The organism is Cupriavidus sp. 21MJTG02-4 (assembly GCF_057798975.1).
This window is the reverse complement of the sequence record NZ_JBYOJP010000002.1, coordinates 144,866-171,498: the sequence shown is the minus strand read 5'-3', so window position 1 is coordinate 171,498 and position 26,633 is coordinate 144,866. Positions and strand designations below refer to the sequence as shown.

Below are 26,633 nucleotides of genomic sequence, written 5' to 3'. Positions count from 1 at the left end.
TTCTCAACAAAGATGGCCCCGCGACTTGCACTGGCTGCACATCAGATATCAACGGCTCGTTATCAGTGTAAGTGGAAAAAACGGCAGCGGAAAGCAGATTCGGCATTTCGCTCCTGACAATGGTCGGCGTTTTACCGCCAGTATGAGCAAATTTCGCCTACTTTCATGAAACTCCAGCCGTGCCTGGCCGGCGCTGCGGCGCAGGCCGCTGTCGGCAGCGGCGCGCCCAAAACAAAAAAACGCGCCCGAAGGCGCGTTTTTTATGACAAACGGGCTTACTTGGCCACGACGCGTGCCATTTCCAGGCACTTGTTCGAATAGCCCCACTCGTTGTCGTACCAGCTCACGACCTTGATGAAGGTGCCGTCCAGCGCGATGCCGGCTTCAGCGTCGAAGATCGACGTGCGTGCATCGCCGCGGAAATCCGTGGCAACGACCTTGTCTTCGGTGTAGCCCAGCACGCCCTTCAGCGCGCCCTGGCTCTGTGCCTTCATCTCGGCGCAGATTTCTTCGTACGACGCCGACTTTTCCAGTTCGACGGTCAGGTCGACCACGGACACGTCCGAAGTCGGCACGCGGAACGACATGCCGGTCAGCTTCTTGTTCAGCTGCGGGATCACCACGCCAACGGCCTTGGCAGCGCCGGTCGACGACGGAATGATGTTTTCCAGGATGCCGCGGCCGCCGCGCCAGTCCTTGTTGGACGGGCCGTCAACGGTCTTCTGCGTGGCGGTGGCAGCGTGCACGGTGGTCATCAGGCCGCGCTTGATGCCCCACTTGTCGTTCAGCACCTTGGCCACCGGAGCCAGGCAGTTCGTGGTGCAGCTGGCGTTCGAGATGATCGCTTCGCCCTTGTACGTCTCGTGGTTCACGCCGTACACGAACATCGGGGTGTCGTCCTTGGACGGGGCCGACATGATCACCTTCTTGGCGCCCGCGTCGATGTGCTTCTGCGCGCCTTCCTTGGTCAGGAAGATGCCGGTCGACTCGATCACCACGTCGGCGCCGACTTCGCCCCACTTCAGTTCGGACGGGTCCTTGACGGCCGTCAGGCGAATCTTCTTGCCGTTGACGACCAGCGTGTTGCCGTCGACCGACACTTCACCGTCGAAACGGCCGTGCACCGAGTCGTACTTCAGCATGTACGCCAGGTAGTCGGGCTCGAGCAGGTCGTTGATGGCAACGACTTCGATGTCCTTGAAGTTCGCGGCGGCGGCGCGGAACACCATGCGCCCGATGCGGCCGAAGCCGTTGATGCCGATCTTGATGGTCATGTTTATCTCCTGAGATGCCTGATGCTAGAAAACTGGGGCGTCGGATTGTCCGCCGGAAACTTATTGCAACGTGTCCTTGACGGTCCGGACCACGTTGTCGACGGTGAAGCCAAAGTGCTTGAACAGCACGCCCGCCGGAGCCGATTCGCCGAAGGTGTCGATGCCCACAACAGCCTGGACCTGGTATTTCCACCAGAAATCCGTCACACCGGCTTCCACGGCCACGCGCGGCACGCCCGCGGGCAGCACGCTGGCCTTGTAGGCGGCGTCCTGCTTGTCGAACACGCTCGTCGACGGGATCGACACCACGCGCACATGTACGCCTTCGATCGCCAGCTGGTCAGCGGCGCCGACAGCCAGGCCGACTTCCGAGCCGGTGGCGAGGATGGCCGCGTCAGGACGGCCGGTCTTCGGGTTGGTACCGTCGCGCAGCACATAGCCGCCGCGGGCGATATTGGCGCGGGTCACGTCGTCACGCTGTTGGAACGGCAAGTTCTGGCGGCTGAATATCAGGCAGCTCGGGCCGTTCTCGCGGCGCACGGCCTGGGCCCAGGCCACCGCGGTCTCGGTGGTGTCGGCGGTACGCCACACGTCCAGGTTCGGGATCAGGCGCAGGCTGGCGACGTGCTCGATCGACTGGTGCGTCGGGCCGTCCTCGCCCAGGCCGATGGAATCGTGCGTGAACACGAACAGCGAGCGAATCTTCATCAGCGCCGCCATGCGCAGCGCGTTGCGGCTGTAGTCCGAGAACGTCAGGAACGTCGCGCCGTAGGGGATATAGCCGCCATGCAGCGCGATGCCGTTCATGATGGCGCTCATGCCGAACTCGCGCACGCCATAGTTGATGTGGTTGCCCCAGGCATCGACGCGCACCGGCTGGCTGCCCGACCAGTTGGTCAGGTTCGAGCCGGTCAGGTCGGCCGAGCCGCCGAGGAACTCGGGCAGCACCGGGCCGAAGGCTTCGATGGTGTTCTGGCTGGCCTTGCGGGTGGCGATGGTCTCGGCCTTTTCCTCGCACTTGGCGATGAAGGCGTCAACGGCAGCGTCGAATGCCGCCGGCAGCTCGCCGCGCATGCGGCGCCGGAATTCGCCGGCTTCGTACGGATGGCGGTCGGCGTAGCCGTCGAACAGCGCGGTCCAGGCCTTTTCCAGGGCCTGGCCGGTAGCCTTGGCGTCCCAGGCATCGTAGACATCGGCCGGCACTTCGAACGGGGCATGGGCCCAGCCCAGCGCCTCGCGCGTGGCCAGCACTTCGGCGCCGCCCAGCGGCGCGCCATGCACATCGTGGCCGCCTTCCTTGTTCGGTGCGCCCTTGCCGATCTTGGTGCGGCAGCAGATCAGGGTCGGCTTGTCGCTGGCCTTGGCCTGCGCGATGGCGAGGTCGATGGCGGTCACGTCATGGCCGTCGATGCCACGGATCACGTTCCAGCCGTAGGCTTCGAAGCGCTTCGGGGTGTCGTCGTTGAACCAGTGCACCACGTCGCCGTCGATCGAGATGCCGTTGTCATCCCACATCGCGATGAGCTTGTTCAGCTTCAGCGTGCCGGCCAGCGAGCAGGCCTCGTGGCTGATGCCTTCCATCAGGCAGCCATCGCCCAGGAACACGTAGGTGTGGTGGTTGACGATGTCGAAGCCCGGGCGGTTGAACTCTTCGCCCAGCAGGCGTTCGGCCAGCGCCATGCCAACCGCGTTGGTGATGCCCTGGCCCAGCGGGCCGGTGGTGGTTTCGACGCCGGGGGTAATGCCGTACTCGGGGTGCCCCGCGGTCTTGCTGTGGAGCTGGCGGAAGTTCTTCAGCTCTTCGATCGGCAGGTCATAGCCGGTCAGGTGCAGCAGCGCGTAGATCAGCATCGAGCCGTGACCGTTGGACAGCACGAAGCGGTCACGGTCGGCCCAGTGCGGGTTGGCCGGGTTGTGCTTCAGGTGCCGGCCCCACAGTGCCACGGCGATATCGGCCATGCCCATCGGCGCGCCCGGATGGCCGGAATTGGCTTGCTGGACGGCGTCCATGGCAAGCACGCGAATGGCATCGGCCATCAGCTTGGCAGGCTGGGAAGCGAAAGGACTTGTGGCGGGATGAGCGAGGGCGGACATGCGGGCGTAATGGCGCTGGGCCTGGCGGCAGGAAAACCGGAATTTTAACAGATACCGGGGGCAAATCCGGCCGTAGCGGCGGGAGCAGGCGGGGCGGGCGCGGGGCGGTAATCGCACAAGCGCGGCGGCGCCCGCATATTGCCGTTGCCGCACTTTCCCCGTCGGGGCGCGGACTTCGACAGCGCTCTCCGGCACGCGTAAGATGCACTCTCGCACCGCGTGCCGTTTGGCAGCGCCAGGTTTCCCGACAGGAGACGATCATGACGAGACCGGCCAATACCCCGAGGCTCACCCCTTACCTGACCGTCAGCAACGCACGCGCAGCCCTGGACTTCTACCAGCGCGCCTTCGGCTTCGCGGCGGCCAACGTGGTCGATGAAAACGGCGTGCCCACCCACGTCGAAATGCACTACCAGGGCGAACTTATCGTGATGTTCGCGCCCGAGGGCGCCTGGGGCAGCACGGCACGCACGCCGCGCTCGCTCGGCGTGGAGTGCCCGCAGACCTTTTACGTCTATTGCGATGATGTCGACACCATGCACGCGCAAGCCGTCGCCGGCGGCGCCATCAGCCTGATGGAGCCGGCCGACCAGTTCTGGGGCGACCGCTACTGCATGGTGGAAGACCAGGACGGTTACCGCTGGGGCTTCGGCAAACCCGTAGCCGCCAACCAGGAAAGCAAGACAAGCTGATGCCACCCCGTTTCTTTGTCGGCAGCGCCGAGGCGGCGCTTGCCGCCGGTACCGATTTCGCGCTGCCCGAAGCCGTCGTCCGCCACGTGCAGGTGCTGCGCCTGGAGACCGGCGACGCCATGACGCTCTTCGACGGGCGTGGGGGCAGCCATGCCGCCACCCTGGCGGAACTGGGCAAGCGCCACGCGCTCGCGCGTGTGGGTGATCACGACACGACCGAAGCCGAGCCGCCGTTCCGCGTCACGCTGGCGCAAGGACTGGCCGGCGGCGACAAGATGGACTGGCTGATCGAGAAGGCTGTCGAGCTTGGCGTGGCGGCGATCCAGCCGTTGCAGGCCGCGCGCTCGGTCGTGCGGCTGAGCGGCGAGCGCGCGCAGAAGCGGCAGGCGCACTGGCAGGCCCTGGTCGAAGCCGCCTGCGAGCAATGCGGACGCAATCGCTTGCCGACAGTCGCGCCGGTAGCTAACTTGGATACTTGGCTGCGCGCGCCGGGCGACAGCGCGCGGCTGCTGGTGTCGCCGCGCGCGGTTCAGACGCTTCCCGCCTACGCTGCGGCAAACCGGGAAACGCTGCTGGCCGGCGGCGTCACGCTGCTGATCGGACCGGAAGGCGGCCTGGCGCCGGAAGAAGAAGAGGCAGCGCGGCATGCCGGCTTCACCGCCGTGTCACTCGGCCCGCGCATCCTGCGGACCGAAACCGCCGGGCTGGCTTGCCTGGCTACGCTGAACGCCTTGCTTGGCGGATTTTGATGGCGGCGCACGCCGTCCTTCTTGAAGAGGAGTCGACCATGGGATTACTCGATAGCGTGCTGGGCGGAGTGCTCGGGCAACTCGGCGGCGCGCGCCAGGGCGAGAGCGAAGGCCAAAGCGCCGGCGGCCTGAACCCGAAGCTGATGATGGCGCTCGGGCTGCTGGCCATGATGGCGATGCGCCACAAGGAGGGCGGCGCAACGGAAGGCACGGCGCAGCCGGGGCAGGATGACGGGCTTGGCGGACTGGGAAGCCTCGGCGGCTTGCTCGGCGGGCTGGCCAGCGGCGCTGGAGGCGGCGCCAGCGGCGGCCTGGATCTCGGCTCGCTGCTCGGTGGGCTGCTCGGCGGCCAGGGCGGCGCGCCGGCCAACAGCCAGGCGCTCGGCGCTGCCACCGGCGGCATCGGCGCATTGCGTGACGTGCTCGCGCAGGCCGGCCTCGGCGAGCAGGTCGATTCGTGGATTGGCGCGGGCAGCAACCAGCCCGTGACGCCATCGGCTCTGAGCAATGCGCTAGGCGACACTGGCGCGCTCGAATCGCTGGCCAACTCCACCGGCATGTCGCAGGACGACGTGGCGGCTCAGCTCAGCGAAGGCCTGCCCGAACTGATCGACCGGCTGACCCCGCACGGGCACTTGCCGTCGCAGTCCTGAACGCTCCGCAGCCAGGTCCGCAAAAAAGCCAAAGCCCGCGATCGTCGATGACGATCGCGGGCTTTGTTTCTTCACGTCTGACCGGAGCTTAGCCCCGCGCAGCGAACAGCTAATAGCTAGTAGCTAATCAGGCAAACGAATAGAACACGCGGAACTGGACCTTGCGCTCGCCCCAGAACTCGGCCGCATCGCGGAACACGTCCAGCAGGACCTCGCGCGCTTCCTTGTCGAACTTCTGCGCGATCGGCAGGCCTTCCAGCACGATCACGAAGCCCGGCTGCTGGCCAGCCTTGTGAATCATGTCGGTCAGGCAATCGGCCAGCGCGTCGAAGTTCTTGCCGAAATGCTTGGGGAACGTGAACGATGTCGCAATCGTTTCCAGGATCTCCGCCTTGCTCGCGCAATGGGCGCAGTTCGCATACAGGAAATGCTGGCCAAGTTCGGCGGCCGCCTGGGCGAGGTCAGGCACGCGGAACGCGCGGATCGACTGGACAATGTTCGGGCGCACCGACTTGAACAGGTTCATGGCTCCCTCAGCCCCGTCGGCCCAGCTCGCGATGGCCGGCACGGCGGCCGGAGCGGCGGGCGGAAGTTTGTGCGTGAGCTCTTGGCGCGGCATCATCAGCACGTTGTCGTAAAGGTTCTGGGCCTGGTGCTGCGCCCGCTGCCAGCCATCTCCGGCGCCGCGCTCCTCGCGGGCGGCAAGGGCGTCGCCCAATCCGAAAATGTCAGTCATCATTTGGTTATCCGTTTGAAGCTGTTGTAGTGGTCTTCTGTGTAATAGCAGTCGTTCGCCGCGCGCTGGTCGCCGCCGCAAATAATCCGCTTTGCTCCCCGGTTCCGGCTGCTCGGGCTCTTGACCGTATATTCACGGTAATAACCGCGTTGTTGTTGAGGGAGGATACGTTCGTAATTGCCGAACCGCGAACCGTCCTTCTCATAGGGATACGGGCCGCCGGCCTCAATGCGCTCCAGCGTCTGCCGTGCTTCATTGGGCAATTGCTGCACGGCAATGGTTCCCGGGAGCCCTTCGGACTGCTGTCTTGCCAGTGACGGCTGGATGCATGCCAGCGCCAGGACCATGCCCGTCAGGGCGCTTGCCAGCACGCGCCGGACGCGAACGGGCGTTTGCCGCTGTTGAATCAGGGGAATCTGGGAACCCACGTTGGTTGTCTTGGTTGAACCGGAAATCGAGCCTGCCGCCTGCTGGGTAGACAAGTTGTCCGGGCCACCCTGGCCGGCTTGCTAGCCGCCGACCTCACCGGAGCGCTCGTGGCGAGCGCCTGCATCAAAGGCGTAAGGGTACGCGCATGCAGGAAATTAATCAATCCCGGCCCACCGCCAGCGCAAAATCCTCAATTGTTTCAATGTGTTAATAGGATGTGTGCGCATACTAACGTGAAAATTCAAGTCGCAAAAAAAGCCGGGCAAGCCCGGCTTTTTCGCCACGGTGAGCCGTATTCGGCTTAGCGCTTGGCAGCGGAGTCGACCACGACCAGGGAGGTCATGTTGACGATGCGGCGCACCGTCGCGGACGGCGTCAGGATGTGCACCGGCGCCTTCACGCCCAGCAGGATCGGCCCGATTGCGACGTTGTTGCCCGCAGCAACCTTCAGCAGGTTGTACGAGATATTGGCCGCGTCGATGTTCGGGCAGACCAGCAGGTTGGCTTCGCCCTTGAGCGAGCCGTCCGGCACCAGGCTGTCGCGCAGCTTCTGGTCCAGCGCGCTGTCGCCATGCATCTCGCCATCGATTTCGAGTTCCGGCGCACGTTCGCGCAGGATCGCCAGCGTATCGCGCATCTTGCGCGCCGACGGCGCTTCGGACGAGCCGAAATTCGAGTGCGACAGCAGCGCCACCTTGGGTTCGATACCAAAGCGCTTGAGCTCTTCCGCGGCCATCAGCGTGATCTCGGCCAGTTCGTCGGCAGTCGGGTCGACGTTCACGTGCGTATCGACCAGGAAGATCTGGCGGCCCGGCAGCACGAGGCCGTTCATGGCTGCGTAGACCTTGTTGGTGCCGCCAAGCACCTGGTCGATGTAGCGCAGATGCGCGGCGGTGTTGCTGACGGTGCCACAGATCATGCCGTCGGCTTCGCCCTTCTTGACCAGCATCGCGCCGATCAGCGTGGTGCGGCGGCGCAGTTCGAGCTTGGCGTATTGCGGCGTGACGCCTTCCCGCGCCATGGTCCGGTAGTAGGTATCGGAGTAGTCGCGGAAACGGTCGTCGTGCTCGGGATTGACCACGGTGAAGTCCACGCCCGGGCGCAGGCGCAGGCCGAAGCGTTCGATGCGGTGCTGCAGCACCGCCGGGCGGCCGATCAGGATCGGGTTGGCCAGCTTTTCATCGACGATCACCTGCACGGCGCGCAGCACGCGCTCTTCCTCGCCCTCGGCGAAGACGATGCGCTTCTTCGCCATCTCGACCTTGCGGGCGGCGGCGTAGATCGGCTTCATCAGCGTGCCCGAGTGGTACACGAACTGCTGCAGCTGCAGGCGGTAGGCGTCCATGTCCTCGATCGGACGCGAGGCCACGCCGGACTTCATGGCGGCTTCCGCCACGGCCGGGGCCACCCACACGATCAGGCGCGGGTCGAACGGCTTCGGGATCAGGTATTCCGGGCCGAACGACAGGTCCTGGATACCGTAGGCCGAGGCCACGATATCGCTTTGCTCCTGCCGCGCCAGTTCAGCGATCGCATTGGCGGCGGCGATTTCCATCTCGCGCGTGATGGTGGTCGCGCCGCAGTCGAGCGCACCGCGGAAGATGAACGGGAAGCACAGGACGTTGTTGACCTGGTTCGGGTAGTCGGTACGGCCGGTGGCCATGATGGCGTCCGGGCGGACTTCCTTGACCAGTTCAGGTGCAATTTCGGGGTTCGGGTTCGCCAGGGCCAGCACCAGCGGCTTTTCGGCCATGCGCTGGACCATGTCCTGCTTGAGCACCCCGGCGGCGGACAGGCCCAGGAAGATGTCGGCGCCGTCGATCACCTCGCCAAGCTTGCGCTTGTCGGTCCTCTGGCAGAAGCGTGCCTTTTCCGGGTCCATCAGCTCGGTACGGCCTTCATAGACCACGCCGGCCAGGTCGGTCACCCAGATATTCTCGATGGGCAGGCCCAGGTCCACCAGCAGGTCCAGGCAGGCCAGCGCCGCTGCGCCCGCGCCCGAGGCCACCAGCTTGACCTTCTTGATGTCCTTGCCCACCACCGTCAGGCCGTTGATGACGGCCGCGGCGACCACGATGGCGGTGCCGTGCTGGTCATCGTGGAAGACGGGGATCTTCATCTTGTCGCGCAGCGTGCGCTCCACGTAGAAGCACTCCGGCGCCTTGATGTCTTCCAGGTTGATGCCGCCGAAGGTCGGTTCCAGCGCAGCAATGACCTGCACCAGCTTTTCGGGGTCTTTTTCGTCGATTTCGATGTCGAAGACGTCGATGCCGGCAAACTTCTTGAACAGGCCGGCCTTGCCTTCCATCACCGGCTTGGACGCCGCGGCGCCAATATCGCCCAGGCCCAGCACGGCGGTGCCGTTGGTGATCACGGCCACCAGGTTGCCGCGCGCGGTGTAGCGGAACGAATTCGCCGGATCGGCGACGATTTCCTCGCAGGCAGCGGCCACGCCCGGCGAATAGGCCAAGGCCAGATCGCGCTGGTTGGACAGCGGCTTGGTCGGCGTGACGGAGATCTTCCCAGGAGTCGGAAACTCGTGGTACTCGAGCGCCGCTTTGCGCAGCGCCTCACGCTGCTGCTGTTTCAGATCGTCTTGGGACGGGGACTGCTGAGGGCTGGTCATCGGCGCATATTCCAATCGGTGGAGCCGTCATTTGACGTGGCTTCGGGATGATGGCGGACCGGCTCCACGTGCCCGCCCATCTCTTCCTCTGGACCCGGCATTTTACATTGTGAAATATTATTTCACAATAAGCATTTTGCGAGGACCAGCATTGTGATTCGGTACAATATGCCCCAAGCCGCAGGCCTTGACCAGCAAGCAACAGTCACTGCTGCCGCCCGCTGCGGTATCTTGCCGAGCCTCCTGGCAGGCAGCATCCTTGTCCCGATCCGCCTTTTTTGCGCCGGCGCCGGCCTGGCCCGCTTAATCCCATGTCCACGATCCGCCGCGCGCAGCTCTCCGAGTTCGACCTGATCCGCCGCTTCTTCACCCGGCCGGTGCGCAAGGCCGTGCTCGGCGTGGGCGACGACTGCGCACTGATCGATCCGCGGCCCGGCCATCACCTCGCCATCAGCACCGACATGCTGGTCAGCGGCCGGCATTTCTTTGCCGATGTCCCGCCCCGGGCGCTCGGCCACAAGGCGCTGGCGGTTAACCTGTCCGACCTGGCGGCCATGGGCGCCGAGCCGCGCGCGTTCACGCTGGCGCTGGCGCTGCCAGAGGCCGATCCCGCCTGGCTGGAGGAACTGGCTGCAGGCATGCTGGCACTGGCCGACGCCCACGGGTGCGAGCTGATCGGCGGCGACACGACACGCGGGCCGCTTACGCTCAGCCTGACCGTATTCGGCGATGTGCCGCCGCGCGCCGCGCTGCGGCGCGACGCCGCGCGTCCCGGCGACGATATCTGGGTTTCCGGCACGCTTGGCGATGCCCGCCTGGCCCTCGGCGACTGCCGTGGCGAGTGGCTGCTCCCCGAACCCGACTTCAGCCGCGTGCGCCCGCGCATGGAGACGCCCTCCCCGCGGATCGCGCTGGGCCTGGCGCTCCGCGGCATGGCGCATGCCGCACTCGATATTTCGGATGGACTGATCGGCGACCTCGGCCACATCCTGGCGCGCTCGCAGGTCGGCGCACTGCTTGATGTCGATGCGCTGCCGCGCTCGGAAGTGCTCGCCAGCCAGCCCGAAGCCCTGCAGCGCGAATGCGTGCTGGCCGGGGGCGACGACTACGAACTCTGCTTCACCGCGCCCATCGGCAACCGCGAAGCCATCGCAGCGATCGCGGAGCGCCTGGAACTGCCACTGACACGGGTCGGCGCGATCACGCCCGAGCCAGGATTACGACTGGTCGACCGCCATGGCAGCCCGGTGAGCTATGCCGGCGCCAGCTTCGACCACTTCGCCTCGTCCTGACAGCGGCATACGACCGTGTCATGATGCCGGCATTGTCGGCGCCGGCAAACCCGGGAGGGAACCCGGGAAACTGGCACGCAAGGCGCCGCGGACATAAAACATAAGCACACGAGCCAATCCTGATGTCGACCTCCCCTCCCGCGGCCGCGCCGCGCGACCCCGCCATGACCCTCGAAGCCGGGCAAACCGCCAAGGTGACCCGGCCCACGGCCCGCTTCATGCTGGCGCACCCGGCCCGCCTGATCGCCCTCGGCTTCGGCTCCGGCCTGTCGCCGGTCAGCCCCGGTACCGTGGGCACCCTCTACGGGTGGCTGTCCTTTGCCGCGATCTCGCTGTGGATCGAGCCGACCACCTGGCTGTGGATCATCGGCGCCGGCTTCCTGATCGGGCTGTGGGCCTGTGCACGCACCGCGCGCGACATGGGCGTGCACGACCACGGCAGCATGGTCTGGGACGAGATCATCGCGTTCTGGCTGGTGCTGACGTTCGTCATGCCCACGGGCCTCTGGGGCCAGTTCGCCGCCTTCCTGTGGTTCCGGCTGTTCGATATCGCCAAGCCAGCGCCGATCGCCTATTACGACCGCTCGCTCAAGGGCCCGGGGCTGCGCGGCGCGTTCGGCGTGATGTTCGACGACATCTTCGCGGCGTTCTACACCTTGCTGGTGTTCGCGTTGTGGCGCTCGTTCTGACATCCTTGCCACGCTTGCACGACGGTTCACCCGCCAAGCCCCTTCCATTGCCAGGCAACTTTCACCTATGTCCATCAGCCGCTTGCTCGATCAACTTGCCATCCAGGCTGGCGTAGCCCTCGCCGAAAGATCGCTGATGCTGGCCACGGCCGAGTCCTGCACCGGCGGGCTGGTGGCCGCGGCCATTACCGATGTCTCCGGTTCGTCAGGATGGTTCGAGCGCGGCTTTGTCACCTACTCGAACGAGGCCAAGAGCACGATGATCGGCGTGCCCGCCAAGCTGATCCGCGACCACGGCGCCGTCAGCGAGGAAGTCGCCAGGGCGATGGCCGAGGGCGCGCTGCTCAACAGCCGCGCACAAGTATCGCTGTCGATCACGGGCGTGGCCGGGCCCAATGGCGGCACCGCCGACAAGCCGGTCGGCATGGTCTGTTTCGGCTGGAGCAACCGCATTACCACGCGCACCGAGACCCAGCGCTTCAAGGGCGACCGCGCGCAGATCCGCCGCCAGGCGGCGGAGCACGCCATGCGCGGGCTGCTTGAACTGGTACGCAACGAGGCCTGAAACGGAAAAGGCCGCGCCTGTTGGCGCGGCCTTTTCCGTTGTCACGGCGCTTTGCGCCTGCCCGGCGCGGCTCAGCCGTGGCGATAGCGGTTGATGACATCCCGCGTCTGCATCGCCACATTGCGCGCCGCGGTCGCGAAGTCCTTCTCGCGGCTGGCATAGAGGATGGCGCGCGACGAATTGATCATCATGCCGGTCCCATCCGCCGTGCGGCCAGCCTTGACGGTGGCCTCGATATCGCCGCCCTGCGCGCCGATGCCCGGGATCAGCAAGGGCATGTCGCCAACAATCTGGCGCACGCGCGCGATCTCGTTCGGGAAGGTGGCGCCGACCACCAGGCCCATCTGGCCGGTGGTGTTCCAGCGCTCCCTGGCGGCCTCGGCTACCAGCTGGTAAAGCGGCTTTCCATCCACCTGAAGGAACTGCACATCCGATCCTCCCGGGTTCGACGTCCGGCACAGCACGATCACGCCGCGGTCCGGATAGGCCAGGTACGGCTGCATCGAGTCGAAGCCCATGTACGGGCTGACGGTCACCGCATCGGCCTTGTAGCGTTCGAACGCTTCGCTGGCGTAGTGCTCGGCGGTGGAGCCGATGTCGCCGCGCTTGGCGTCCAGGATCACCGGGATGCCCGGGTGGGCGTCATGGATATAGTGGATCAGCTGTTCGAGCTGGTCTTCGGCGCGCTGCGAATGGAAGTAGGCGATCTGCGGCTTGAACGCGCAGACCAGGTCGGCGGTGGCATCGACAATCTCGCGGCAGAAGGAGAAGATCGCGCCGCCCGCCCCGGTCAGGGACAGCGGCAGCTTCTGCGGATCGGGATCGAGTCCGACGCAGAGGAGGGAATCGTTGCGCTGCCAGGCGGCAGACAGCTGCTCGATAAAGGTCATGGGCTACTCGATATCCTGTTGGCTCCGGCGCCGCCTGCACAGGGGCGGGCGACCGGTCGCTGCGGGCTGGGGCGCTGGGACGGATAGGCCCCTCCTGTACGCAGCATATGTCGTTTCCGGCAATTTTACCCGCTGCATGCTATCGTTTCGCGCTCAAAGTCAAAACAAAGAGCGGCGTGACACGCAGCCGCCATTCACGACATGTCTCTCGATCGCCGCGGCCTCATCCTGCTGGTCATCCTGACCATTGCCTGGGGCGTGAACTGGCCCATCATGAAAATTGGCGTGGCGCATTTCCCCGCCATGGGCTTCCGGCTGCTGTGCATGGCCGGCGGCGTGGTGGCGCTGGGCCTGGCGCTGCGCGTGCGCGGCGAATCACTGCGCGTGCCGCGCGCGCAATGGGCCACCATCGTCAAGCTGGCCATCCCGAACATGGTGTTCTGGCACCTGCTGGCGATCTGCGCGGTCAAGATGCTGTCGTCCGGACGCGCCGCGATCCTGGGCTACACCATGCCGATCTGGGCCGTGGTGTGGGGCCTGGTGCTATACCGCGACCGCATTGGCGTGTCGGCCTGGGTCGGCATTGCGTGCGCGCTGGCCGGCACCATCCTGCTGCTGTCGGGCGAGATCCGCGCGCTGACCGGCAGCCCGGCCGGTACGTTGCTGATGCTCGCGGCGGCAGCCGGCTGGGGCTTCGGCACGCAGCTCATGAAGCGCACGCAGATCGACATCCCGATCGGCACGCTAACGTTCTGGATGCTGACGGTCACCCTGCCCTTCCTGGCCGCGGGCACGTTGTTGCTGGAGACCGGCTGGCGCATGCCGAATGCTGCCGAATGGGGTGCCATCGCCTACAACGCCGTGGTGGTATTCGCCTACTGCCACCTGGTCTGGTTCGCGCTGGCGCGCAACCTGCCACCGGTGGTATCGAGCCTGTCGGTCATGTTCATTCCCGTGGTCGGCGTGTTTTCAGGCATGTGGATGCTCGGCGAGCAGCCGCACTGGCAGGACTACACGGCGATTGCGCTGATGTTCGCGGCACTGTCGTCGGTGATGCTGGTGCCACTGTTGCGGCGACGCCTGCAGGCCGGCGCCGCGCGTGGAGATTTCACTTAACAAGCCCCCCCGCGTTGGGCTACACTCGCGGCCATCACAATCCCGGAGAAACTACGTGGGCAGTAGCATCGGGTGTTCGAGTTGCCGCGGTAACACAGTTAACGCAGCTTCGTCGGATGCCATGTCACTGCGGGCTGCGTAGACGAACCGCCGGAGCCGCCACGCGCTCCCGCCTCGTCGCATCGCCCGCAGAATCCATGCGGGCGAGTGTTTTTCCGTATCGCCGACGGCCGCCGCAGCGCGTGCCGCGCCATTGCGGATCTTCCCTCTCCCGGCTTGCCAGCCACCCCAGGCAAACGCCATCGCCTTGCGCCCGCCGGCCTGATGCCGTCCGCGCAGCGCGATCACGCTTGCCCGTGATTCCGCACTGAACCGGTCCGGACCACCTGGGATGCGGCGAGCCTGCCTGCGCTTGTCTTCGCGCTTGTCATTGTTTTTTCGTCGTAATCAGCATTAGCAATAAGGAATCCCGGGGATGATCAACCTGTTCGTCCTGCAAAAAGGCCGGCTTGCCCAGGAGCAGGTCGACGAGCGCAGCGAGCTGCTTCAGCACAAGCCGATCTGGATCGACGTCGTCAGCCCCGACGACGAGGAACTCGCCTGGATCAAGGAAACCTACGGCGTAGCCCTGCCGGAACTGGAAGACCTGGGCGACCTGGAAGCGTCCGCGCGCTATTTCGAAGGCGAGGACGAGAACATCCACATCCGCACCGACTTCCTGCTCGACGAGGAAGAAGCGTCGCGCAACGTGCGCGTGGCCTTCGTGCTCACGCGCGACGTGCTGTTCTCCATCCACGACGAAGACCTGCCGGTGTTCCGCCTGGTGCGGCTGCGCGCCCGCATGCGCCCGGGCTCGGTGCGCAACGCCAAGGACGTGCTGATGGACCTGTACGCGACCGATGCCGAATACTCGGCCGACTCGATCGAGGAAGTCTACGAACGCCTGGAAGAAGCGAGCCGCCGCGTGCTGGCCGAGAACGTGACCGACGCCGCGGCCGCCGACGTGCTGGAAACCATCGCGCGCGAGGAAGACCTGAACGGCCGCATCCGCCGCAACGTCATGGACACGCGCCGCGCGGTGTCGTTCCTGATGCGCAGCCAGTTGCTGTCAGCCGAGCAGCAGGACGAGGCGCGCCAGATCCTGCGCGATATCGACTCGATCGAGAACCACACCGCGTTCCTGTTCGACAAGATCAACTTCCTGATGGACGCGACCGTCGGTTTCATCAACATCAACCAGAACAAGATCATCAAGCTGTTCTCGGTGGTGTCGGTGGCGCTGATGCCGCCCACGCTGATCGCAAGCATCTACGGCATGAACTTCAAGTTCATGCCGGAACTGGACTGGGCCGCGGGGTATCCGTGGGCGATCGCGCTGATGGCGGTGTCGGCGGCGATTCCGCTGGTGTATTTCCGCAGGAAGGGATGGCTTGGCTGAGGAGCCGCGTTACGCGACCGGATTCAATCCGGCAGCGTAGCGGCCCCCATCCGCCGCGCAATAATCCCCGCCTTCACCTTGAAGTTGACGCGCACGTTCGCGCAATACTCCTTCTTGTCGAAGCATTTCGGCGCCGGCAGCGCTGCCGCCAGGCGCGCGGCCTGGCCCACGCCGAGCTTGCCAGCGCTAGTGCGGAAGTAGTGCTGGGCCGCGGCCTCGGCGCCGAATACGCCCTCGCCCCACTCCACGGAATTCAGGTAGATCTCGAAGATTCGCTGCTTGTCGAGCCAGAACTCGAGCATCCATGTAATCGCCAGTTCCTGGCCCTTGCGCAGGTAATGCTGCTCGGGCGACAGGAACAGGTTCTTGGCAAGCTGCTGCGTGATGGTCGAACCGCCGCGCACGACGCGGCCACGCTTCTTGTTGCGCTCCCAGGCGTCGAGCATGGCGTCGATCTCGTAGCCGGGATGGTTGACGAAGTCCGCATCCTCGCTGGCGATGACCGCGCGCTTGAGGTTGCGCGAGATCTGGTCGTATGGCACCCAGCGGCGGTCGATCTCGCAGTTCCAGACCTTGAAGCCGCACAGGCGCCAGCGCTCGGCGCGCATGAATGACGTGGACGAAGGCGCCACGTATTGCCAGGCCGCGATCTGCAGGAAAAAGTAGGCCTGCATCGCCAGGATGCCGGCCGCTACGCAGGCGATCAGGTAGCCAACCCAGCGCATCGGGGCGAATGCCGTGCCGGCGGCGCGCACGGTGCGCTGTCGGGTGGCCACGGGTGCTGGCGGTGCGTCAGCCCTTGCGCTCGGCCTGCAGCGCGGCGCGCAGGTCGGCCAGCACGGGCGCGGTGCGCGGACGTACGCCGCGCCAGATGTAGAAGGCCTCGGCGGCCTGCTCGACCAGCATGCCCAGCCCGTCGGCCGTGCGCGCGCCGCATTGCGCGGCATGGCGCAGGAACACGGTCGGGTCGGCGCCGTACATCATGTCGTAGGCCAGCACGCCTTCGCCAAGCAGGAAATCAGGCACCGGCGGCAGTTCGCCATGCAGGCTGCTGGACGACGCATTGATGACCACGTCGCAGGCCTCGTCCTCGGACAAGTGCTCCAGCGCATCGAGACCGCCGCCCCACAACTCCACGCCGAAGGAATCGGCGGCTTCCACGAACTCTTCCAGCATGTCGCTCGCGCGCGCAGCCGTGCGGTTGGCCACCACGATGCGCGACGGCCGGCATTCGAGCAGCGGCAGCATCGCACCCATGGCCGCGCCGCCCGCGCCGAGCAACAGCACGCGTTTGCCTTCGAGCAGCGTGTCGAGGTTGTCCTGGATGTCGCGCACCAGGCCAATGCCATCGGTGTTGTCGCCGTGGATCAGCCCGTCCTCGATCCACATCGTGTTGACCGCGCCGGCAGCTTCCGCGCGCTCCGTCAGGCGATCGGCCAGGTCATAGGCCTGCAACTTGAACGGCACCGTCACGTTGAAACCGTGGCCACCGCCTTCCAGGAACGCGCGCACGGTCTCGGCGAACGCGTCGAGCGGTGCTTCCAGCCGGCTGTACTCGACGGCCTCGCCGGTCTGCTGCGCAAACGCGGCGTGGATGAATGGGGAGCGGCTGTGCGCAACCGGGTTGCCGACCACGACGTAGCGGTCAGCCAGCTGGGAGGATTCAGTGGATGTCATCAGCGGGCCTGCAAGCGGGTTTCCAGACCGCTGCGCGAGAACTTGAAGGTGGAAATGACTTCGAGGATGTCCTGGCGCGCCGCCATCTCGGCCGTGAACGGGCCGAACGGCGCGGCAGCGCGGACGATGGCAACGGCCTGGCGGTCCAGCGCCGGATCGCCCGAGCTCTTGACCACGTCGATGGCGTCGACGTTGTAGCCGTCGCGGTTGTAGCCAAGCTTGCCCAGGCGGTTCACGTTGATCACCAGGATCAGCTGGCCGTACAGCGGCTTGCCGTTGCGCTGCGGGAAATCGCTGGTGCCGCGTGCCTCGATCCGGTGGCGCAGCCGGTCATAGTACTGGGCGTAGTCGACTTCGCGCGCGCTGGTGGCGGTGAGCTGGTAGCGCTTGGGCCGCTTGGCATACTGCTCGAGGTTGCGGCCGATTTCGGCCTCCAGCTTGGCCATCTCGTCCGTGGAGGTACGCTCGTCCTGGCCGCGCAACGGCGTGTCCTGGCGCTGCTCGCCCGGCTTGAGCGGCTGGCTGCGCACCGACGGGGCGGCTTCGCGCGTCTGCGTCATCAGGCGCTGCTGTTCCTGCTCGAGCTGCTCGACGCGGCGCTGCACCTGGCGCACCAGGTCGCCGTCCTGTGACACGGTCTGCGCCGGCAGCGGCGTGGTGGCACGCTGCTGATCGTGGTCGCCGCCGCCATCGAGGTTGGCCTGCGCCAGCACGGTCGGGTTGCGCGGCTTCTGCGCGGACTTGGAATTGACGAGCACCACGTCCAGCGCCGCGTCCATGCGCTTGATCTCGAACACCTCGGGCGCCGCGATCCGCACCATCAGCAGCACCAGGTGCACCGCGACCGAGATGGCCAGCGCCTTGACCAGCGTATTGCTGGCGCGCCACCAGTGGCGGGGATCGACGAGTGCGGCGTTCACGATGGAGAGCTGGCTGGACAATGGCTTGGGGGAATCGCTTGGAAGATCCGCCGGGGCAGCATGTCGCCACGCGCCCCCGGCCCGGCGCCGCCGGGTCAGATGGGCATTGTATGTGAGCCGCCGGCTTTTCCGAAGGGATCAGCCCTGGCCGGGCAACATGGTGTCGCGCGCGGCAGACGCCCCGTCGCCACCGCCCTCTCCGGCCGGCTCGCCGGCTTCGCCTGCGGTGGGTTCGGCGCCTTCCGCGGACTGCTTGGCTGCGTCTTCGGCCGCCATCTCCGCCGCGGCTTCCGCCGAGACTTCAGCGGCTTCCTCGTCGCTTTCGAGTTCTTCCTCAGGCAACGCGCCTTCCCCGGCAAACACTTCAAGCACCCGGCACGACACATCGAGCGAGATTTCGTCGATAGCGCCAATCTCCAGCAGCACCTGCGTGCCGCGCTGGGCTTGCATCAGCTCCGGCACGCGCGTGACCAGCGGGATCTCCATGAAACGCACCGCGCCTTCCTTGAGCGTGCTGGCCATCATGCGCTCGCGTTTTTCCTGCTGCAGCCAGCGCAGGCACCAGTAGCGCTCCATGGTGGACTGGTGGTCGGCATAAGCCGCATAGGTGCCTTCGAAATCCGCCACCGCGGCCAGCAGGTCGGCGTCCTTCGGCTTGAACGGCGCCACCAGCTTGGCCGTGATGCCATGCTGCGCCACCGCCAGGATCTGCCACTGGTTGACCAGGTCGACATAGCGGCGCAGCGGCGAAGTACTCCATGCGTATTGCGCCACGCCCAGGCCTTCATGCGGCGCCGGGTAGGTCTGCATGCGGGTGCGGTGCATGCCCCAGGCCTTCTGCGTCCGGTAGATACCCGGCACGCCGTTGTCCGCCAGCAGCTTGCCCCACGTGCTGTTGGCCAGGATCATCAGCTCGGCCACGATCTTGTCGAGCGGCGAGCCGCGCTTGCGCTGCTCGATGCGCACGCGCTGGCTGCCATCGGCCTGGTCGTCCAGGTAGAAGTTGAAGTCCGCGCGGCTGTGCGATTCGGGCCGCAGGCCGCTGGCCAGGCGGGCTTTCTGGCGCTCGTCATGCAGTGCGCCGGCAAAGTGCCACAGCCGCGTGAGTTCGGCGCGGAACGGATAGTCGCCGGTGCCGTCGGCCAGCGACGCCTCGGTGATGACATCATCGAGCAGGTTGTGGCGCAGGTTGGCCGCGATCATGACCATCTCGGCGCGCGTCTCGCTGCCAACCACTTGCCAGAACTGTGTCTCGACCGTCACGTAGAGCGACAGCGCGGGGCACTGGCGACCCTCCTGCAGCGTGTAGCGCTCGACCACGGCGTCGGGCAGCATGGTGATCTTGTCGCCTGGGAAGTAGACCGTGGACAGCCGATTGCGCGCGATCACGTCGAGCGGCTCGCCGCGGCGGATGCCCAGCGCGGGCGCGGCAATATGGATGCCCACGCGCAGCTTGCCGTCGGGCAGCTCGGTGACCGACAGCGCGTCGTCGATCTCGGTGGTGGTCACGTCGTCGATCGAGAACGCCTGCACGTCGGCCACGGGCAGGTCGGCCTGCGGCTCGGGTACGTCGATGTCCGGGAAGCCCGTGCCCTTTGGGAAGCACTCTGCGAGGAACTTGGCCTCGTGCAGCGCGCGCGCGCTGGCCACGCCCCCGGCGCTTACCATCAGGCGCATCGGCGTCATGCCGAGCGCCGTGCAGGCGGCATCCATGGCCTTGTATTCGAGGCTGTTCTTGTCCGGCTTGAACAGCAGTTGCAGCACCTTGTTGCGGAACGGCTCCGGCAGCGTCAGCGCCTTGAGCTGGTCTTCGTATTCGGTCTGCAGCAGCGCCTGCTGCTTCTTGCGCTCGACTGCGGCCAGGGCGGCCTTCAGCTGGTCTTCCGGCGCGCGCTGGTAACGCCCGCGGCCCTTGCGGCGAAAATACACCGGGTTGCCATGCAGCGCCATGGCCAGCGCCGCCTGCTGCACGGGGCCGGCATCCGCGCCGTAGTATTCGGCCGCCAGCTCGGGAAAGCCGAATTCGGCTTCGGGCGCGCATTCCCACAGGAAGTCGAGGTCGATCTCGGCGGTCATCTCGCCGGTCTGGCGCACCAGTTCGATCGCCGACGGCTGCGCAAACTGCAGCAGCACGTCCCGGGACTTGACCTTGGTGCGCTTGCCGGCCGGCAATTCGACCTGGTAGGCCTCGCCCTGCTGGGTCAGCACGGTGCCGGCGCGAATCTCGCCGCCTTCTTCGAACAGCAACTGCATCGATCGGTACTTTCAGAAATGCCGGGAACCCTGCCGCTCAGGCGGCAAAGACGCGGGTTCCGGGGAGATAAGTGTGAGCGCCCTTGGCGGGCGGGCTGGCCGCAAGTGCCAAAGTCAGAATGATACCGCACTGGTTCCCGCCGCCCTCCCGCAAACGGGTTGGCGGGCACGGCAGCAGGACGGTCCGGTGACGTCAGAGCGACATGCCGCCGCTGGTCTCGATGGCGACGCCGTTGATGTAGCTGGCGTCATCGCTGGCCAGGAAGGCGTACACGCTGGCGATCTCCGACGGCTCGGCCAGGCGGCGCATCCAGCAGGATTCCTTCATGCCGTCGAGCACCTTCTCCGGCACGGTCTGCAGGATCTCGGTGTTGACGAAGCCAGGGCACACGGCGTTCACGCGCACGCCCTTGGGGCCGAGTTCGCGGGCCCACGTCTTGGTGAAGCCGATCACGCCGAACTTGCTGGCCGCATAGTTGGTCTGGCCGAAGTTGCCGTACAGGCCGACCACGCTCGATGCGTTGAGGATCACGCCCTTGCCCTGCTCGGTCATCACGCTGGCCACGGCCTGCGCGCAGTTGAACACGCCCTTCAGGTTGACGTCGATCACGGCATCGAACTGCACCTCGGTCATCTTTGCCAGGCGAGCATCCTTGGTGATGCCGGCATTGTTGACGAGTACGTCGATGCGCTCGTGCGCGGCCAGCACGGCGGCGACCATGGCGTCGACCTCGTCACGGCGCGTCACGTCGACGCGGAAGGCCTTGGCAATGGCGCCGTTGGCGGCCAGCTTCTCGGCGGCCTCGCGCACGCGCGCTTCCTGGACGTCGCACAGGATGACAATGGCGCCTTCCGCGGCAAAGCGCTCGGCCGTGGCAAACCCGATACCGGCAGCTGCGCCGGTGATGATGGCAACGCGACCTTGCAATTTCATGATGTCTTCTCTTCTGTAATTCTGGGTAGTGTGTAAGTCAGTCGAGGCTCCGGTCTGATGGACTACGTTGCCGGGGTCCCCGTGAAGGCCGTGCCAGCAGGTCAGGCAAGAAGACCTCTGTCACGAGCATGATGCCGGCGCCGCGCCGGAATACGGAACGGCGCGCCGGCAGCATTGGTACCGGCCCCATGGCCGGCAGGATCCGCTGCAGCGCCTGGCGCAGCGGGTGGTGCGGCAGCAGCCGCGCGAATTCGAACGGATCGCGCCGCACGGCCGGATCCACGAACAGGCGGCCGCCCAGCGGGCGCTCGCCGAGCCCGCGCAGGAAGGGCCAATCGCGGCGCGCGTGGCGCTCGCGCACGACGGTGTGCGCGTAGATGGCCGGCTGCTCGTCGCAGATCAGCAGCACTTCGCGCGTCAGCGCCGGTTCACGGCCGCATTGACCGAGCGCCTGCCATTCGTCGAGATAAGGTCGCGCCGAAGCCTGCAGCAGGCGGTGCACGCGAAAGCGTTCGGAGGCGGCCATCAGCCGCGCGGTCAGAGAACCTTCGCCCGTGACCCAGTGCCGCAGGTTCGGCGGAATCTCCGGATCGAAGGGCAGGTGGCAGGTCCAGCCGCAGCGGCGCGCGAACTGCGCGCTCATGCCGCGCGGCCCGGCACTACGCCGCCGGGCCCGTAGCCGCAAAAGGCCAGCACGTCGTCGACGTAGTTGGCGAACTCGCCGATGCCGTGGTCGCTGCCCGTGAGGATGCGGATATGCGCGCCCGCGCAAGCCGCGACCATCTCGCGGTAATCGAGAACTTCGTCGCCCGTGGCGGCGATCAGGTAATAGCGTTCGGGCCGCGTGATGGTGTCCACGCGCAGGTCGATCAGTTCCTGCATATGGCGTGGCTCGACCGTGACCGAGCCGCCGCCGTGCCACAGCGGCTGTTCGCCGATGTATTGCTGCAGGTCGGTCCACGGATGGATAGCCGGGTTCAGCAGCACCGTGCGGCAACCGTGGCGCTCGCCGAGCCAGCGGGCGTAGAAGCCGCCAAGCGAGGAACCGACGATTGCGATCTCCTGGTCGCCATCCGCGCGCGCCGCGCCAATGGCGGCTTCGGCCTGGGCGATCGCCTGGGCGGGGGAGACATTGAGCAAGGGGCAGGCATAGTAGCGCCCCACGCCCCACTCGCGCATGCGCTCCTGCAGCAGCCGCGCCTTGAACGACTGCGGCGAGGAGCGGAATCCGTGCAGGTACAGCAGCATGTCCGCGTCCTCAGCCGGCGGCGCCCTGGCCGAGCGCGTCCAGCAACTTCTGGTGCACGCCGCCGAAGCCGCCGTTGCTCATGACCAGCACCTGGTCGCCGGGGCGCGCCGCGGCGCGCACGGCCTCGACCAATGCGCCGAGATCGTGGAAAGCCGCGGCCTTATTGCCCAGCGGTGCCAGCGCGCCGGCCAGGTCCCAGCCGAGTGCGTCCTTGCCGGCCGGAGCGCCATAGCCGAACACCAGGTCGGCCTGTTCGAGGCTGGCCGGCAGCTGCGCCTTCATCACGCCGAGCTTCATGGTGTTGGAGCGCGGTTCCAGCACGGCCAGGATGCGCGCGCCACCGACGCGGCGGCGCAGACCTTCCAGCGTGGTCTGGATCGCGGTGGGATGATGGGCGAAATCGTCGTAGACGGTCACGCCGCCCGCCACGCCGCGCACTTCCATGCGGCGCTTCACGTTGGCGAAGCGGCCGAGCGATTCGATGGCCTGCGCGGGCGGCACGCCGACATGGCGCGCGGCGGCAATCGCGGCCAGCGCGTTCATGCGGTTGTGCGTGCCCTGCAGATCCCAGGTCACGCGGCCCTGCACGGTCTCGCCGAACCAGACATCGAAGGCGTCCTTGCCGCCATCGCCGCCTGCGTCGCTTTCGCGCCAGTCACCGACACCGAACTGCTCCGCCTCGCTCCAGCAGCCGCGTTCAAGCACGCGCGCGAGGCTGGGTTCGATGCCGTTGACCACCAGCCTGCCCTGCCCGGGCACCGTGCGCACCAGGTGGTGGAACTGCGTTTCGATCGCGTCGAGATCCGGGAAGATGTCGGCGTGATCGTATTCCAGGTTATTGAGGATGGCCGTGCGCGGACGGTAGTGGACGAACTTGCTGCGCTTGTCGAAGAAAGCGGTGTCGTATTCATCTGCCTCGATCACGAAGAAGTCCGACTCCGTCACGCGCGCCGAGATGCCGAAGTTCTGCGGCACGCCGCCCACGAGGAAACCGGGGTTGTAGCCGGCATCTTCGAGGATCCACGCAAGCATCGACGTGGTGGTGGTCTTGCCATGCGTGCCCGCCACGGCGAGCACCCACTTGCCTGCCAGCACGTGCTCGCCCAGCCATTGCGGGCCCGACACGTAAGGCAGGTTGCGGTTGAGGATGGCTTCCATCAGCGGATTGCCGCGCGACACCACGTTGCCGATCACGAACAGGTCCGGCTCGAGCGCGAGCTGGGCGGGATCGAAGCCTTCGATCAGCTCGATACCCTGGGCCTCGAGCTGCGTGCTCATCGGCGGATAGACATTGGCATCGCAGCCGGTGACACGATGTCCCGCCTGCTTGGCGAGGACCGCCAGGCCGCCCATGAAAGTGCCGCAGATGCCAAGGATATGAATATGCATGGGGTTCCCGGAAAGACTTGGGACCGGCCGGGCCGGTCGGCATGCCGGCGCGGGTCCAGCGGACCATGCCGGGCAGGAAGGCCCCGATTGTACCCGAGCGCCTGCGCGCTTCGCTGCACTGCGGTAGCGCCGCGCGCTGCGGCTGCGCGCCCTGCTCCGGTATCATCGGGACATGTCCCGACACGCCTTTTCCGACCCCGTCCGCCTGCGCGAGGAGATCGCCCAGGCCGCGGCGCGCATGATTGCCGAAGACGGCGCCGACTACGCCACCGCGAAGCGCAAGGCCGCGCGCCAGTTGCTCGGCGACCAGCGCGTGGCCGGCGAATGGCTGCCCGATAACGACATGATCGAGGCCGAAGTCCGCGCCTATCAGGCACTTTTCCACGGCGACACGCAACCGCGCATCCTGGCGCTGCTGCGCCGGGTGGCCATCCTGGCGATGGAGGACCTCGCCGCCTTCCGTCCATACCTGGTGGGCGCCGTGCTCAATGGCACCGCCACCGAGCATTCAGATATCTATCTGCAGTGCTTCTGCGACAGCCCCAAGGACGCCACGTTGCACCTGCTCAACGCGGGCGTCGACTTTGAAACCAGCGAATCGCGCCATTTCGCCGGCCGCGGCGACGTGGAGACGCTGAGCTTCCTGTGGAAAGGCCAGTGGCCCGACCGCCGCGAAGCGCGCCTGCTGGCCGGCGAGGTACGCGCCGAACTGGGCGCGCCGGTCGGGATCCATATTGCTCTGTATGATGCCGACGACGAACGCGGCGCCGCGCGCACCGATGCAAGCGGCCGTGCGGCCAGGGCCGACCTGCAAGCCGTGCGCGCGCTGCCTGGGGACCCCGACACGTCGAACTGAAGCGCACCCGACCGGTCAGAAGTTCACCATTTGCCGGTATCGGCGCCGATACCGCCGTTGCTTACTGAAGACAACATGAACGCTACCACCCAGAAACCTGTCCGCCGTTCCCGCCTGTGGCTGTGGATTGCCGTGGCCGTGGCGGCCTGCGCCGGCGGCGCGCTGGCCGGTCACTTCGTGTTCTCGCCGAAACCCGCGTCGGAACAGGCCGTCGAAACCTTCTTCCAGACCCGCCTGCCCGACCCGAGCGGCACCGATATCGATCTCGGCAAGCTGCGTGGCAAGACCGTGGTGATCAACTTCTGGGCACCGTGGTGCGGGCCGTGCGTGGAAGAAATGCCGGAGCTCACCGCCCTGCATGCGGAGTACGCGGCCCGCAAGGTCGAGTTCGTCGGCATCGGCATCGATTCCGCCGCCAACATCCAGCAGTTCGTCAAGAAGGTGCCGGTGGCCTATCCGCTTGCGGTGGCTGGCTTCGCGGGCACGGAGCTGTCCCGCAACTTCGGCAACAACGCCGGTGGCCTGCCCTATACCGTCGTGATCAACCCGGACGGTTCCGTCAAGTACCGCAAGATGGGGCGTATCACGTCGGACGAATTGCGCGCTGTTCTGCCCCGTTCCTAGGTGCAGTCGGCGATATAAGGTGCTTCTTCGCCCAAGTTCGTCGAACCGTCCCGAAACTGCGCTGAAACCGGGCGCATATTGCCGGAAATGGCCAAATGTGCCTTAATCAGCGCACAATCGCCATGCCGGGGCGTGAAGGCTTGTATCGCCCGCTAGACAAATCCCTCTAAGCTACGGTAATCTCCGCGCAATTTCGTTGAACTGGTCGAGCCGCCGTGACTGCAACCCGCTCCAATCGTCGCTCAGCCCGCTACCGCAAGGTGCTGGTCCTGCATGGGCCAAACCTCAACCTGCTGGGCACGCGCGAACCGGAGACGTACGGGCACACCACACTGGCCGATATTGACGCCGCCCTGGCACGGCATGCCGCCGACGCCGGAATCGCGTTGTCGTCGTTCCAGTCCAACCATGAAGGCGCGCTGGTTGACCGCATCCATGCCGCGCGCACGGAAGCGGTGGATTTCATCATCATCAACCCCGCCGCCTACACGCATACCAGCGTGGCGATACGCGATGCGCTGGCCGGTGTGGCCATTCCGTTTGTCGAAGTACACCTGTCGAACGTGCATCGCCGCGAAAGCTTCCGTCACCATTCGTATTTCTCCGACCTCGCTGTCGGCGTGATCTGCGGACTGGGCTGGCAAGGCTACCTGATGGCGCTGGACTATGCCCTCGGGCTGGAGCAGCCGCCGCCAGGGGGCTGAGGCCAACCGGCATACAAGGCTTTACCCGAATACATCAAGCGCGCCGCCTGGCGGCCGCGCCCGCAGCCTGTGCAGCACGGCACTGCGGACGCGGACAGCCGGTGGCCGTACCGACGATTTCTTCCGCCGCTGCCCCGCCAGGGCACGCCCGGACAACCTGATTCAGGAGGATAAGAAGATGGACCTGCGCAAGCTGAAGACGCTGATCGACCTGGTGGCCGAATCCGGCATCTCGGAGCTGGAAGTGACTGAAGGCGACGGCAAGGTACGCATCGTCAAGCAACCGCCGCAAGTCATCGCCGCACCGATGGCCATGCCGCAGATGCAGGCGCTGCCGGTCATGCCCGGCGCGGCGCCTGCCGCCAGCGCTCCGGTCGCTGCCGCCGAGCCAGCCGCTGCGCAGCTCCCGGCTGGCCATGTGGTCACCTCGCCCATGGTCGGTACCTTCTACCGTGCCCCGTCGCCGGGCGCCGCGCCGTTCGTCAACGTGGGCGACACCGTCAAGGAAGGCCAGACCGTCTGCATCATCGAAGCCATGAAGCTGCTCAACGAGATCGAGTGCGACAAGGCCGGCGTGATCAAGGAAATCCTGGTCGAGAACGGCCAGGCCGTGGAATACGGCCAGCCGCTGTTCGTCATCGGCTGATGCTGTCCGGAGTACCGCGCAGCATTGCGCGGCACTCCGGATCTCGTGGATGTTCGCACGTTGCGGCCCGCATCCCACGCCATGAAGCGGCCCCTGGCACCGCCAGTTTCCCGGCCGCGCGCCCGGTGTGCCGCTGCG

Annotated in this window: 26 protein-coding genes; 12 read left to right on the top strand and 14 right to left on the bottom strand. The window is 66.2% G+C overall.

Annotated elements, in window-relative coordinates; genetic code table 11:
• Positions 1-275 precede the first annotated feature (275 nt).
• On the bottom strand, positions 276-1,274 hold the full coding sequence (gene gap, locus AC3FKH_RS04025) for a type I glyceraldehyde-3-phosphate dehydrogenase (protein WP_211957310.1): 999 nt from the start codon (positions 1,272-1,274) through the stop codon (positions 276-278).
• 60 nt (positions 1,275-1,334) lie between these two features.
• Entirely contained in the window at positions 1,335-3,368 is a 2,034-nt protein-coding gene (gene tkt, locus AC3FKH_RS04020) for a transketolase (protein WP_488673137.1), read from the bottom strand.
• Positions 3,369-3,628: 260 nt separating this feature from the next.
• Here tkt and AC3FKH_RS04015 point away from each other — a divergent pair, with 260 nt between their 5' ends.
• From AC3FKH_RS04015 to AC3FKH_RS04005, 3 genes are read left to right on the top strand one after another with little or no spacing between them, the layout of a single operon-like run.
• The gene (locus AC3FKH_RS04015) at positions 3,629-4,060 is read left to right on the top strand and encodes a VOC family protein (RefSeq protein ID WP_488673135.1); all 432 of its coding nucleotides are present in this window, start codon (positions 3,629-3,631) and stop codon (positions 4,058-4,060) included.
• Entirely contained in the window at positions 4,060-4,809 is a 750-nt protein-coding gene (locus tag AC3FKH_RS04010) for a 16S rRNA (uracil(1498)-N(3))-methyltransferase (protein ID WP_488673133.1), read from the top strand. The genes AC3FKH_RS04015 and AC3FKH_RS04010 overlap by 1 nt, the downstream gene beginning before the upstream one ends.
• 38 nt (positions 4,810-4,847) lie before the next feature.
• On the top strand, positions 4,848-5,462 hold the full coding sequence (locus tag AC3FKH_RS04005) for a YidB family protein (RefSeq protein ID WP_488673131.1): 615 nt from the start codon (positions 4,848-4,850) through the stop codon (positions 5,460-5,462).
• Between the two features lie 127 nt (positions 5,463-5,589).
• Here the strand turns inward: AC3FKH_RS04005 and AC3FKH_RS04000 are convergent, their stop codons facing one another.
• The 3 genes from AC3FKH_RS04000 to AC3FKH_RS03990 all read right to left on the bottom strand — a co-directional run bounded on the left by AC3FKH_RS04000 (position 5,590) and on the right by AC3FKH_RS03990 (position 9,253).
• On the bottom strand, positions 5,590-6,201 hold the full coding sequence (locus AC3FKH_RS04000; RefSeq protein WP_483730331.1) for a barstar family protein: 612 nt from the start codon (positions 6,199-6,201) through the stop codon (positions 5,590-5,592).
• Positions 6,198-6,569, bottom strand: a complete 372-nt coding sequence (locus AC3FKH_RS03995) for a guanyl-specific ribonuclease (protein ID WP_488673838.1) — start codon at positions 6,567-6,569, stop codon at positions 6,198-6,200. Before AC3FKH_RS03995 ends, AC3FKH_RS04000 begins: the two co-directional genes overlap by 4 nt.
• Positions 6,570-6,928: 359 nt before the next feature.
• Positions 6,929-9,253 (bottom strand): NADP-dependent malic enzyme, encoded by a 2,325-nt coding sequence (locus AC3FKH_RS03990; protein ID WP_488673128.1) that lies wholly within the window; start codon positions 9,251-9,253, stop codon positions 6,929-6,931.
• A 311-nt stretch (positions 9,254-9,564) separates the two neighbouring features.
• Here AC3FKH_RS03990 and thiL point away from each other — a divergent pair, with 311 nt between their 5' ends.
• From thiL to AC3FKH_RS03975, 3 genes are all read left to right on the top strand, one after another.
• Positions 9,565-10,545 (top strand): thiamine-phosphate kinase, encoded by a 981-nt coding sequence (gene thiL, locus AC3FKH_RS03985; RefSeq protein WP_488673126.1) that lies wholly within the window; start codon positions 9,565-9,567, stop codon positions 10,543-10,545.
• Positions 10,546-10,667: 122 nt separating this feature from the next.
• The gene (locus AC3FKH_RS03980; protein ID WP_488673124.1) at positions 10,668-11,234 is read left to right on the top strand and encodes a phosphatidylglycerophosphatase A family protein; all 567 of its coding nucleotides are present in this window, start codon (positions 10,668-10,670) and stop codon (positions 11,232-11,234) included.
• A gap of 67 nt (positions 11,235-11,301) precedes the next feature.
• A complete protein-coding gene (locus AC3FKH_RS03975) occupies positions 11,302-11,799 on the top strand; it encodes a CinA family protein (protein WP_483730335.1) in 498 nt (165 codons plus the stop codon).
• A 71-nt stretch (positions 11,800-11,870) separates the two neighbouring features.
• Here the strand turns inward: AC3FKH_RS03975 and pyrF are convergent, their stop codons facing one another.
• Entirely contained in the window at positions 11,871-12,689 is an 819-nt protein-coding gene (gene pyrF, locus AC3FKH_RS03970; protein WP_483709262.1) for an orotidine-5'-phosphate decarboxylase, read from the bottom strand.
• A 201-nt stretch (positions 12,690-12,890) separates the two neighbouring features.
• On the opposite strand from pyrF, the gene AC3FKH_RS03965 reads away from it, so the two are divergent.
• Positions 12,891-13,805: a DMT family transporter gene (locus AC3FKH_RS03965; RefSeq protein WP_488673120.1), complete on the top strand. Its 915-nt coding sequence runs from the start codon at positions 12,891-12,893 to the stop codon at positions 13,803-13,805.
• A 475-nt stretch (positions 13,806-14,280) separates the two neighbouring features.
• Positions 14,281-15,243, top strand: a complete 963-nt coding sequence (gene corA / locus AC3FKH_RS03960; RefSeq protein WP_483709264.1) for a magnesium/cobalt transporter CorA — start codon at positions 14,281-14,283, stop codon at positions 15,241-15,243.
• A gap of 23 nt (positions 15,244-15,266) precedes the next feature.
• On the opposite strand, the gene mtgA is transcribed toward corA, so the two are convergent.
• The 8 genes from mtgA to mpl form a co-directional block, all read right to left on the bottom strand.
• On the bottom strand, positions 15,267-15,968 hold the full coding sequence (gene mtgA / locus AC3FKH_RS03955; RefSeq protein WP_488673836.1) for a monofunctional biosynthetic peptidoglycan transglycosylase: 702 nt from the start codon (positions 15,966-15,968) through the stop codon (positions 15,267-15,269).
• 67 nt (positions 15,969-16,035) lie between these two features.
• Positions 16,036-16,920, bottom strand: coding sequence for a shikimate dehydrogenase (gene aroE / locus AC3FKH_RS03950; RefSeq protein ID WP_488673118.1), 885 nt, complete (start codon positions 16,918-16,920; stop codon positions 16,036-16,038).
• Positions 16,920-17,789, bottom strand: a complete 870-nt coding sequence (locus tag AC3FKH_RS03945; RefSeq protein ID WP_488673834.1) for an energy transducer TonB — start codon at positions 17,787-17,789, stop codon at positions 16,920-16,922. The genes aroE and AC3FKH_RS03945 overlap by 1 nt, the downstream gene beginning before the upstream one ends.
• Positions 17,790-17,978: 189 nt before the next feature.
• Entirely contained in the window at positions 17,979-20,093 is a 2,115-nt protein-coding gene (locus tag AC3FKH_RS03940) for a ribonuclease catalytic domain-containing protein (protein ID WP_488673116.1), read from the bottom strand.
• A 193-nt stretch (positions 20,094-20,286) separates the two neighbouring features.
• The gene (gene fabG / locus AC3FKH_RS03935) at positions 20,287-21,027 is read right to left on the bottom strand and encodes a 3-oxoacyl-ACP reductase FabG (RefSeq protein ID WP_488673114.1); all 741 of its coding nucleotides are present in this window, start codon (positions 21,025-21,027) and stop codon (positions 20,287-20,289) included.
• A 37-nt stretch (positions 21,028-21,064) separates the two neighbouring features.
• Positions 21,065-21,670, bottom strand: coding sequence for a chorismate--pyruvate lyase family protein (locus AC3FKH_RS03930; protein WP_488673112.1), 606 nt, complete (start codon positions 21,668-21,670; stop codon positions 21,065-21,067).
• Positions 21,667-22,275 carry a YqiA/YcfP family alpha/beta fold hydrolase gene (locus tag AC3FKH_RS03925; RefSeq protein WP_488673109.1) on the bottom strand — a complete coding sequence of 203 codons (609 nt, stop codon included), beginning with the start codon at positions 22,273-22,275 and terminating at the stop codon, positions 21,667-21,669. The genes AC3FKH_RS03930 and AC3FKH_RS03925 overlap by 4 nt, the downstream gene beginning before the upstream one ends.
• 10 nt (positions 22,276-22,285) lie before the next feature.
• Entirely contained in the window at positions 22,286-23,665 is a 1,380-nt protein-coding gene (gene mpl / locus AC3FKH_RS03920; protein ID WP_488673107.1) for a UDP-N-acetylmuramate:L-alanyl-gamma-D-glutamyl-meso-diaminopimelate ligase, read from the bottom strand.
• Between the two features lie 172 nt (positions 23,666-23,837).
• On the opposite strand from mpl, the gene AC3FKH_RS03915 reads away from it, so the two are divergent.
• The 4 genes from AC3FKH_RS03915 (at position 23,838) to accB (ending at position 26,495) form a co-directional block, all read left to right on the top strand.
• On the top strand, positions 23,838-24,521 hold the full coding sequence (locus tag AC3FKH_RS03915; protein ID WP_488673105.1) for a UDP-N-acetylmuramate--alanine ligase: 684 nt from the start codon (positions 23,838-23,840) through the stop codon (positions 24,519-24,521).
• Positions 24,522-24,596: 75 nt separating this feature from the next.
• A complete protein-coding gene (locus AC3FKH_RS03910) occupies positions 24,597-25,145 on the top strand; it encodes a TlpA family protein disulfide reductase (RefSeq protein WP_488673103.1) in 549 nt (182 codons plus the stop codon).
• Positions 25,146-25,360: 215 nt separating this feature from the next.
• Positions 25,361-25,849 (top strand): type II 3-dehydroquinate dehydratase, encoded by a 489-nt coding sequence (aroQ, locus tag AC3FKH_RS03905; RefSeq protein ID WP_483730346.1) that lies wholly within the window; start codon positions 25,361-25,363, stop codon positions 25,847-25,849.
• 178 nt (positions 25,850-26,027) lie between these two features.
• Positions 26,028-26,495: an acetyl-CoA carboxylase biotin carboxyl carrier protein gene (accB, locus tag AC3FKH_RS03900; protein ID WP_483730347.1), complete on the top strand. Its 468-nt coding sequence runs from the start codon at positions 26,028-26,030 to the stop codon at positions 26,493-26,495.
• Positions 26,496-26,633 lie beyond the last annotated feature (138 nt).

Bases quoted from the DNA above. Each gene is read 5' to 3' on its own strand.
- gap (WP_211957310.1), bottom strand. From the start codon at position 1,274: ATGACCATCAAGATCGGCATCAACGGCTTCGGCCGCATCGGGCGCATG.
- tkt (WP_488673137.1), bottom strand. From the start codon at position 3,368: ATGTCCGCCCTCGCTCATCCCGCCACAAGTCCTTTCGCTTCCCAGCCT.
- AC3FKH_RS04015 (WP_488673135.1), top strand. From the start codon at position 3,629: ATGACGAGACCGGCCAATACCCCGAGGCTCACCCCTTACCTGACCGTC.
- AC3FKH_RS04010 (WP_488673133.1), top strand. From the start codon at position 4,060: ATGCCACCCCGTTTCTTTGTCGGCAGCGCCGAGGCGGCGCTTGCCGCC.
- AC3FKH_RS04005 (WP_488673131.1), top strand. From the start codon at position 4,848: ATGGGATTACTCGATAGCGTGCTGGGCGGAGTGCTCGGGCAACTCGGC.
- AC3FKH_RS04000 (WP_483730331.1), bottom strand. From the start codon at position 6,201: ATGATGACTGACATTTTCGGATTGGGCGACGCCCTTGCCGCCCGCGAG.
- AC3FKH_RS03990 (WP_488673128.1), bottom strand. From the start codon at position 9,253: ATGACCAGCCCTCAGCAGTCCCCGTCCCAAGACGATCTGAAACAGCAG.
- thiL (WP_488673126.1), top strand. From the start codon at position 9,565: ATGTCCACGATCCGCCGCGCGCAGCTCTCCGAGTTCGACCTGATCCGC.
- AC3FKH_RS03980 (WP_488673124.1), top strand. From the start codon at position 10,668: ATGTCGACCTCCCCTCCCGCGGCCGCGCCGCGCGACCCCGCCATGACC.
- AC3FKH_RS03975 (WP_483730335.1), top strand. From the start codon at position 11,302: ATGTCCATCAGCCGCTTGCTCGATCAACTTGCCATCCAGGCTGGCGTA.
- pyrF (WP_483709262.1), bottom strand. From the start codon at position 12,689: ATGACCTTTATCGAGCAGCTGTCTGCCGCCTGGCAGCGCAACGATTCC.
- AC3FKH_RS03965 (WP_488673120.1), top strand. From the start codon at position 12,891: ATGTCTCTCGATCGCCGCGGCCTCATCCTGCTGGTCATCCTGACCATT.
- corA (WP_483709264.1), top strand. From the start codon at position 14,281: ATGATCAACCTGTTCGTCCTGCAAAAAGGCCGGCTTGCCCAGGAGCAG.
- mtgA (WP_488673836.1), bottom strand. From the start codon at position 15,968: ATGCGCTGGGTTGGCTACCTGATCGCCTGCGTAGCGGCCGGCATCCTG.
- aroE (WP_488673118.1), bottom strand. From the start codon at position 16,920: ATGACATCCACTGAATCCTCCCAGCTGGCTGACCGCTACGTCGTGGTC.
- AC3FKH_RS03940 (WP_488673116.1), bottom strand. From the start codon at position 20,093: ATGCAGTTGCTGTTCGAAGAAGGCGGCGAGATTCGCGCCGGCACCGTG.
- fabG (WP_488673114.1), bottom strand. From the start codon at position 21,027: ATGAAATTGCAAGGTCGCGTTGCCATCATCACCGGCGCAGCTGCCGGT.
- AC3FKH_RS03930 (WP_488673112.1), bottom strand. From the start codon at position 21,670: ATGAGCGCGCAGTTCGCGCGCCGCTGCGGCTGGACCTGCCACCTGCCC.
- AC3FKH_RS03925 (WP_488673109.1), bottom strand. From the start codon at position 22,275: ATGCTGCTGTACCTGCACGGATTCCGCTCCTCGCCGCAGTCGTTCAAG.
- mpl (WP_488673107.1), bottom strand. From the start codon at position 23,665: ATGCATATTCATATCCTTGGCATCTGCGGCACTTTCATGGGCGGCCTG.
- AC3FKH_RS03915 (WP_488673105.1), top strand. From the start codon at position 23,838: ATGTCCCGACACGCCTTTTCCGACCCCGTCCGCCTGCGCGAGGAGATC.
- AC3FKH_RS03910 (WP_488673103.1), top strand. From the start codon at position 24,597: ATGAACGCTACCACCCAGAAACCTGTCCGCCGTTCCCGCCTGTGGCTG.
- accB (WP_483730347.1), top strand. From the start codon at position 26,028: ATGGACCTGCGCAAGCTGAAGACGCTGATCGACCTGGTGGCCGAATCC.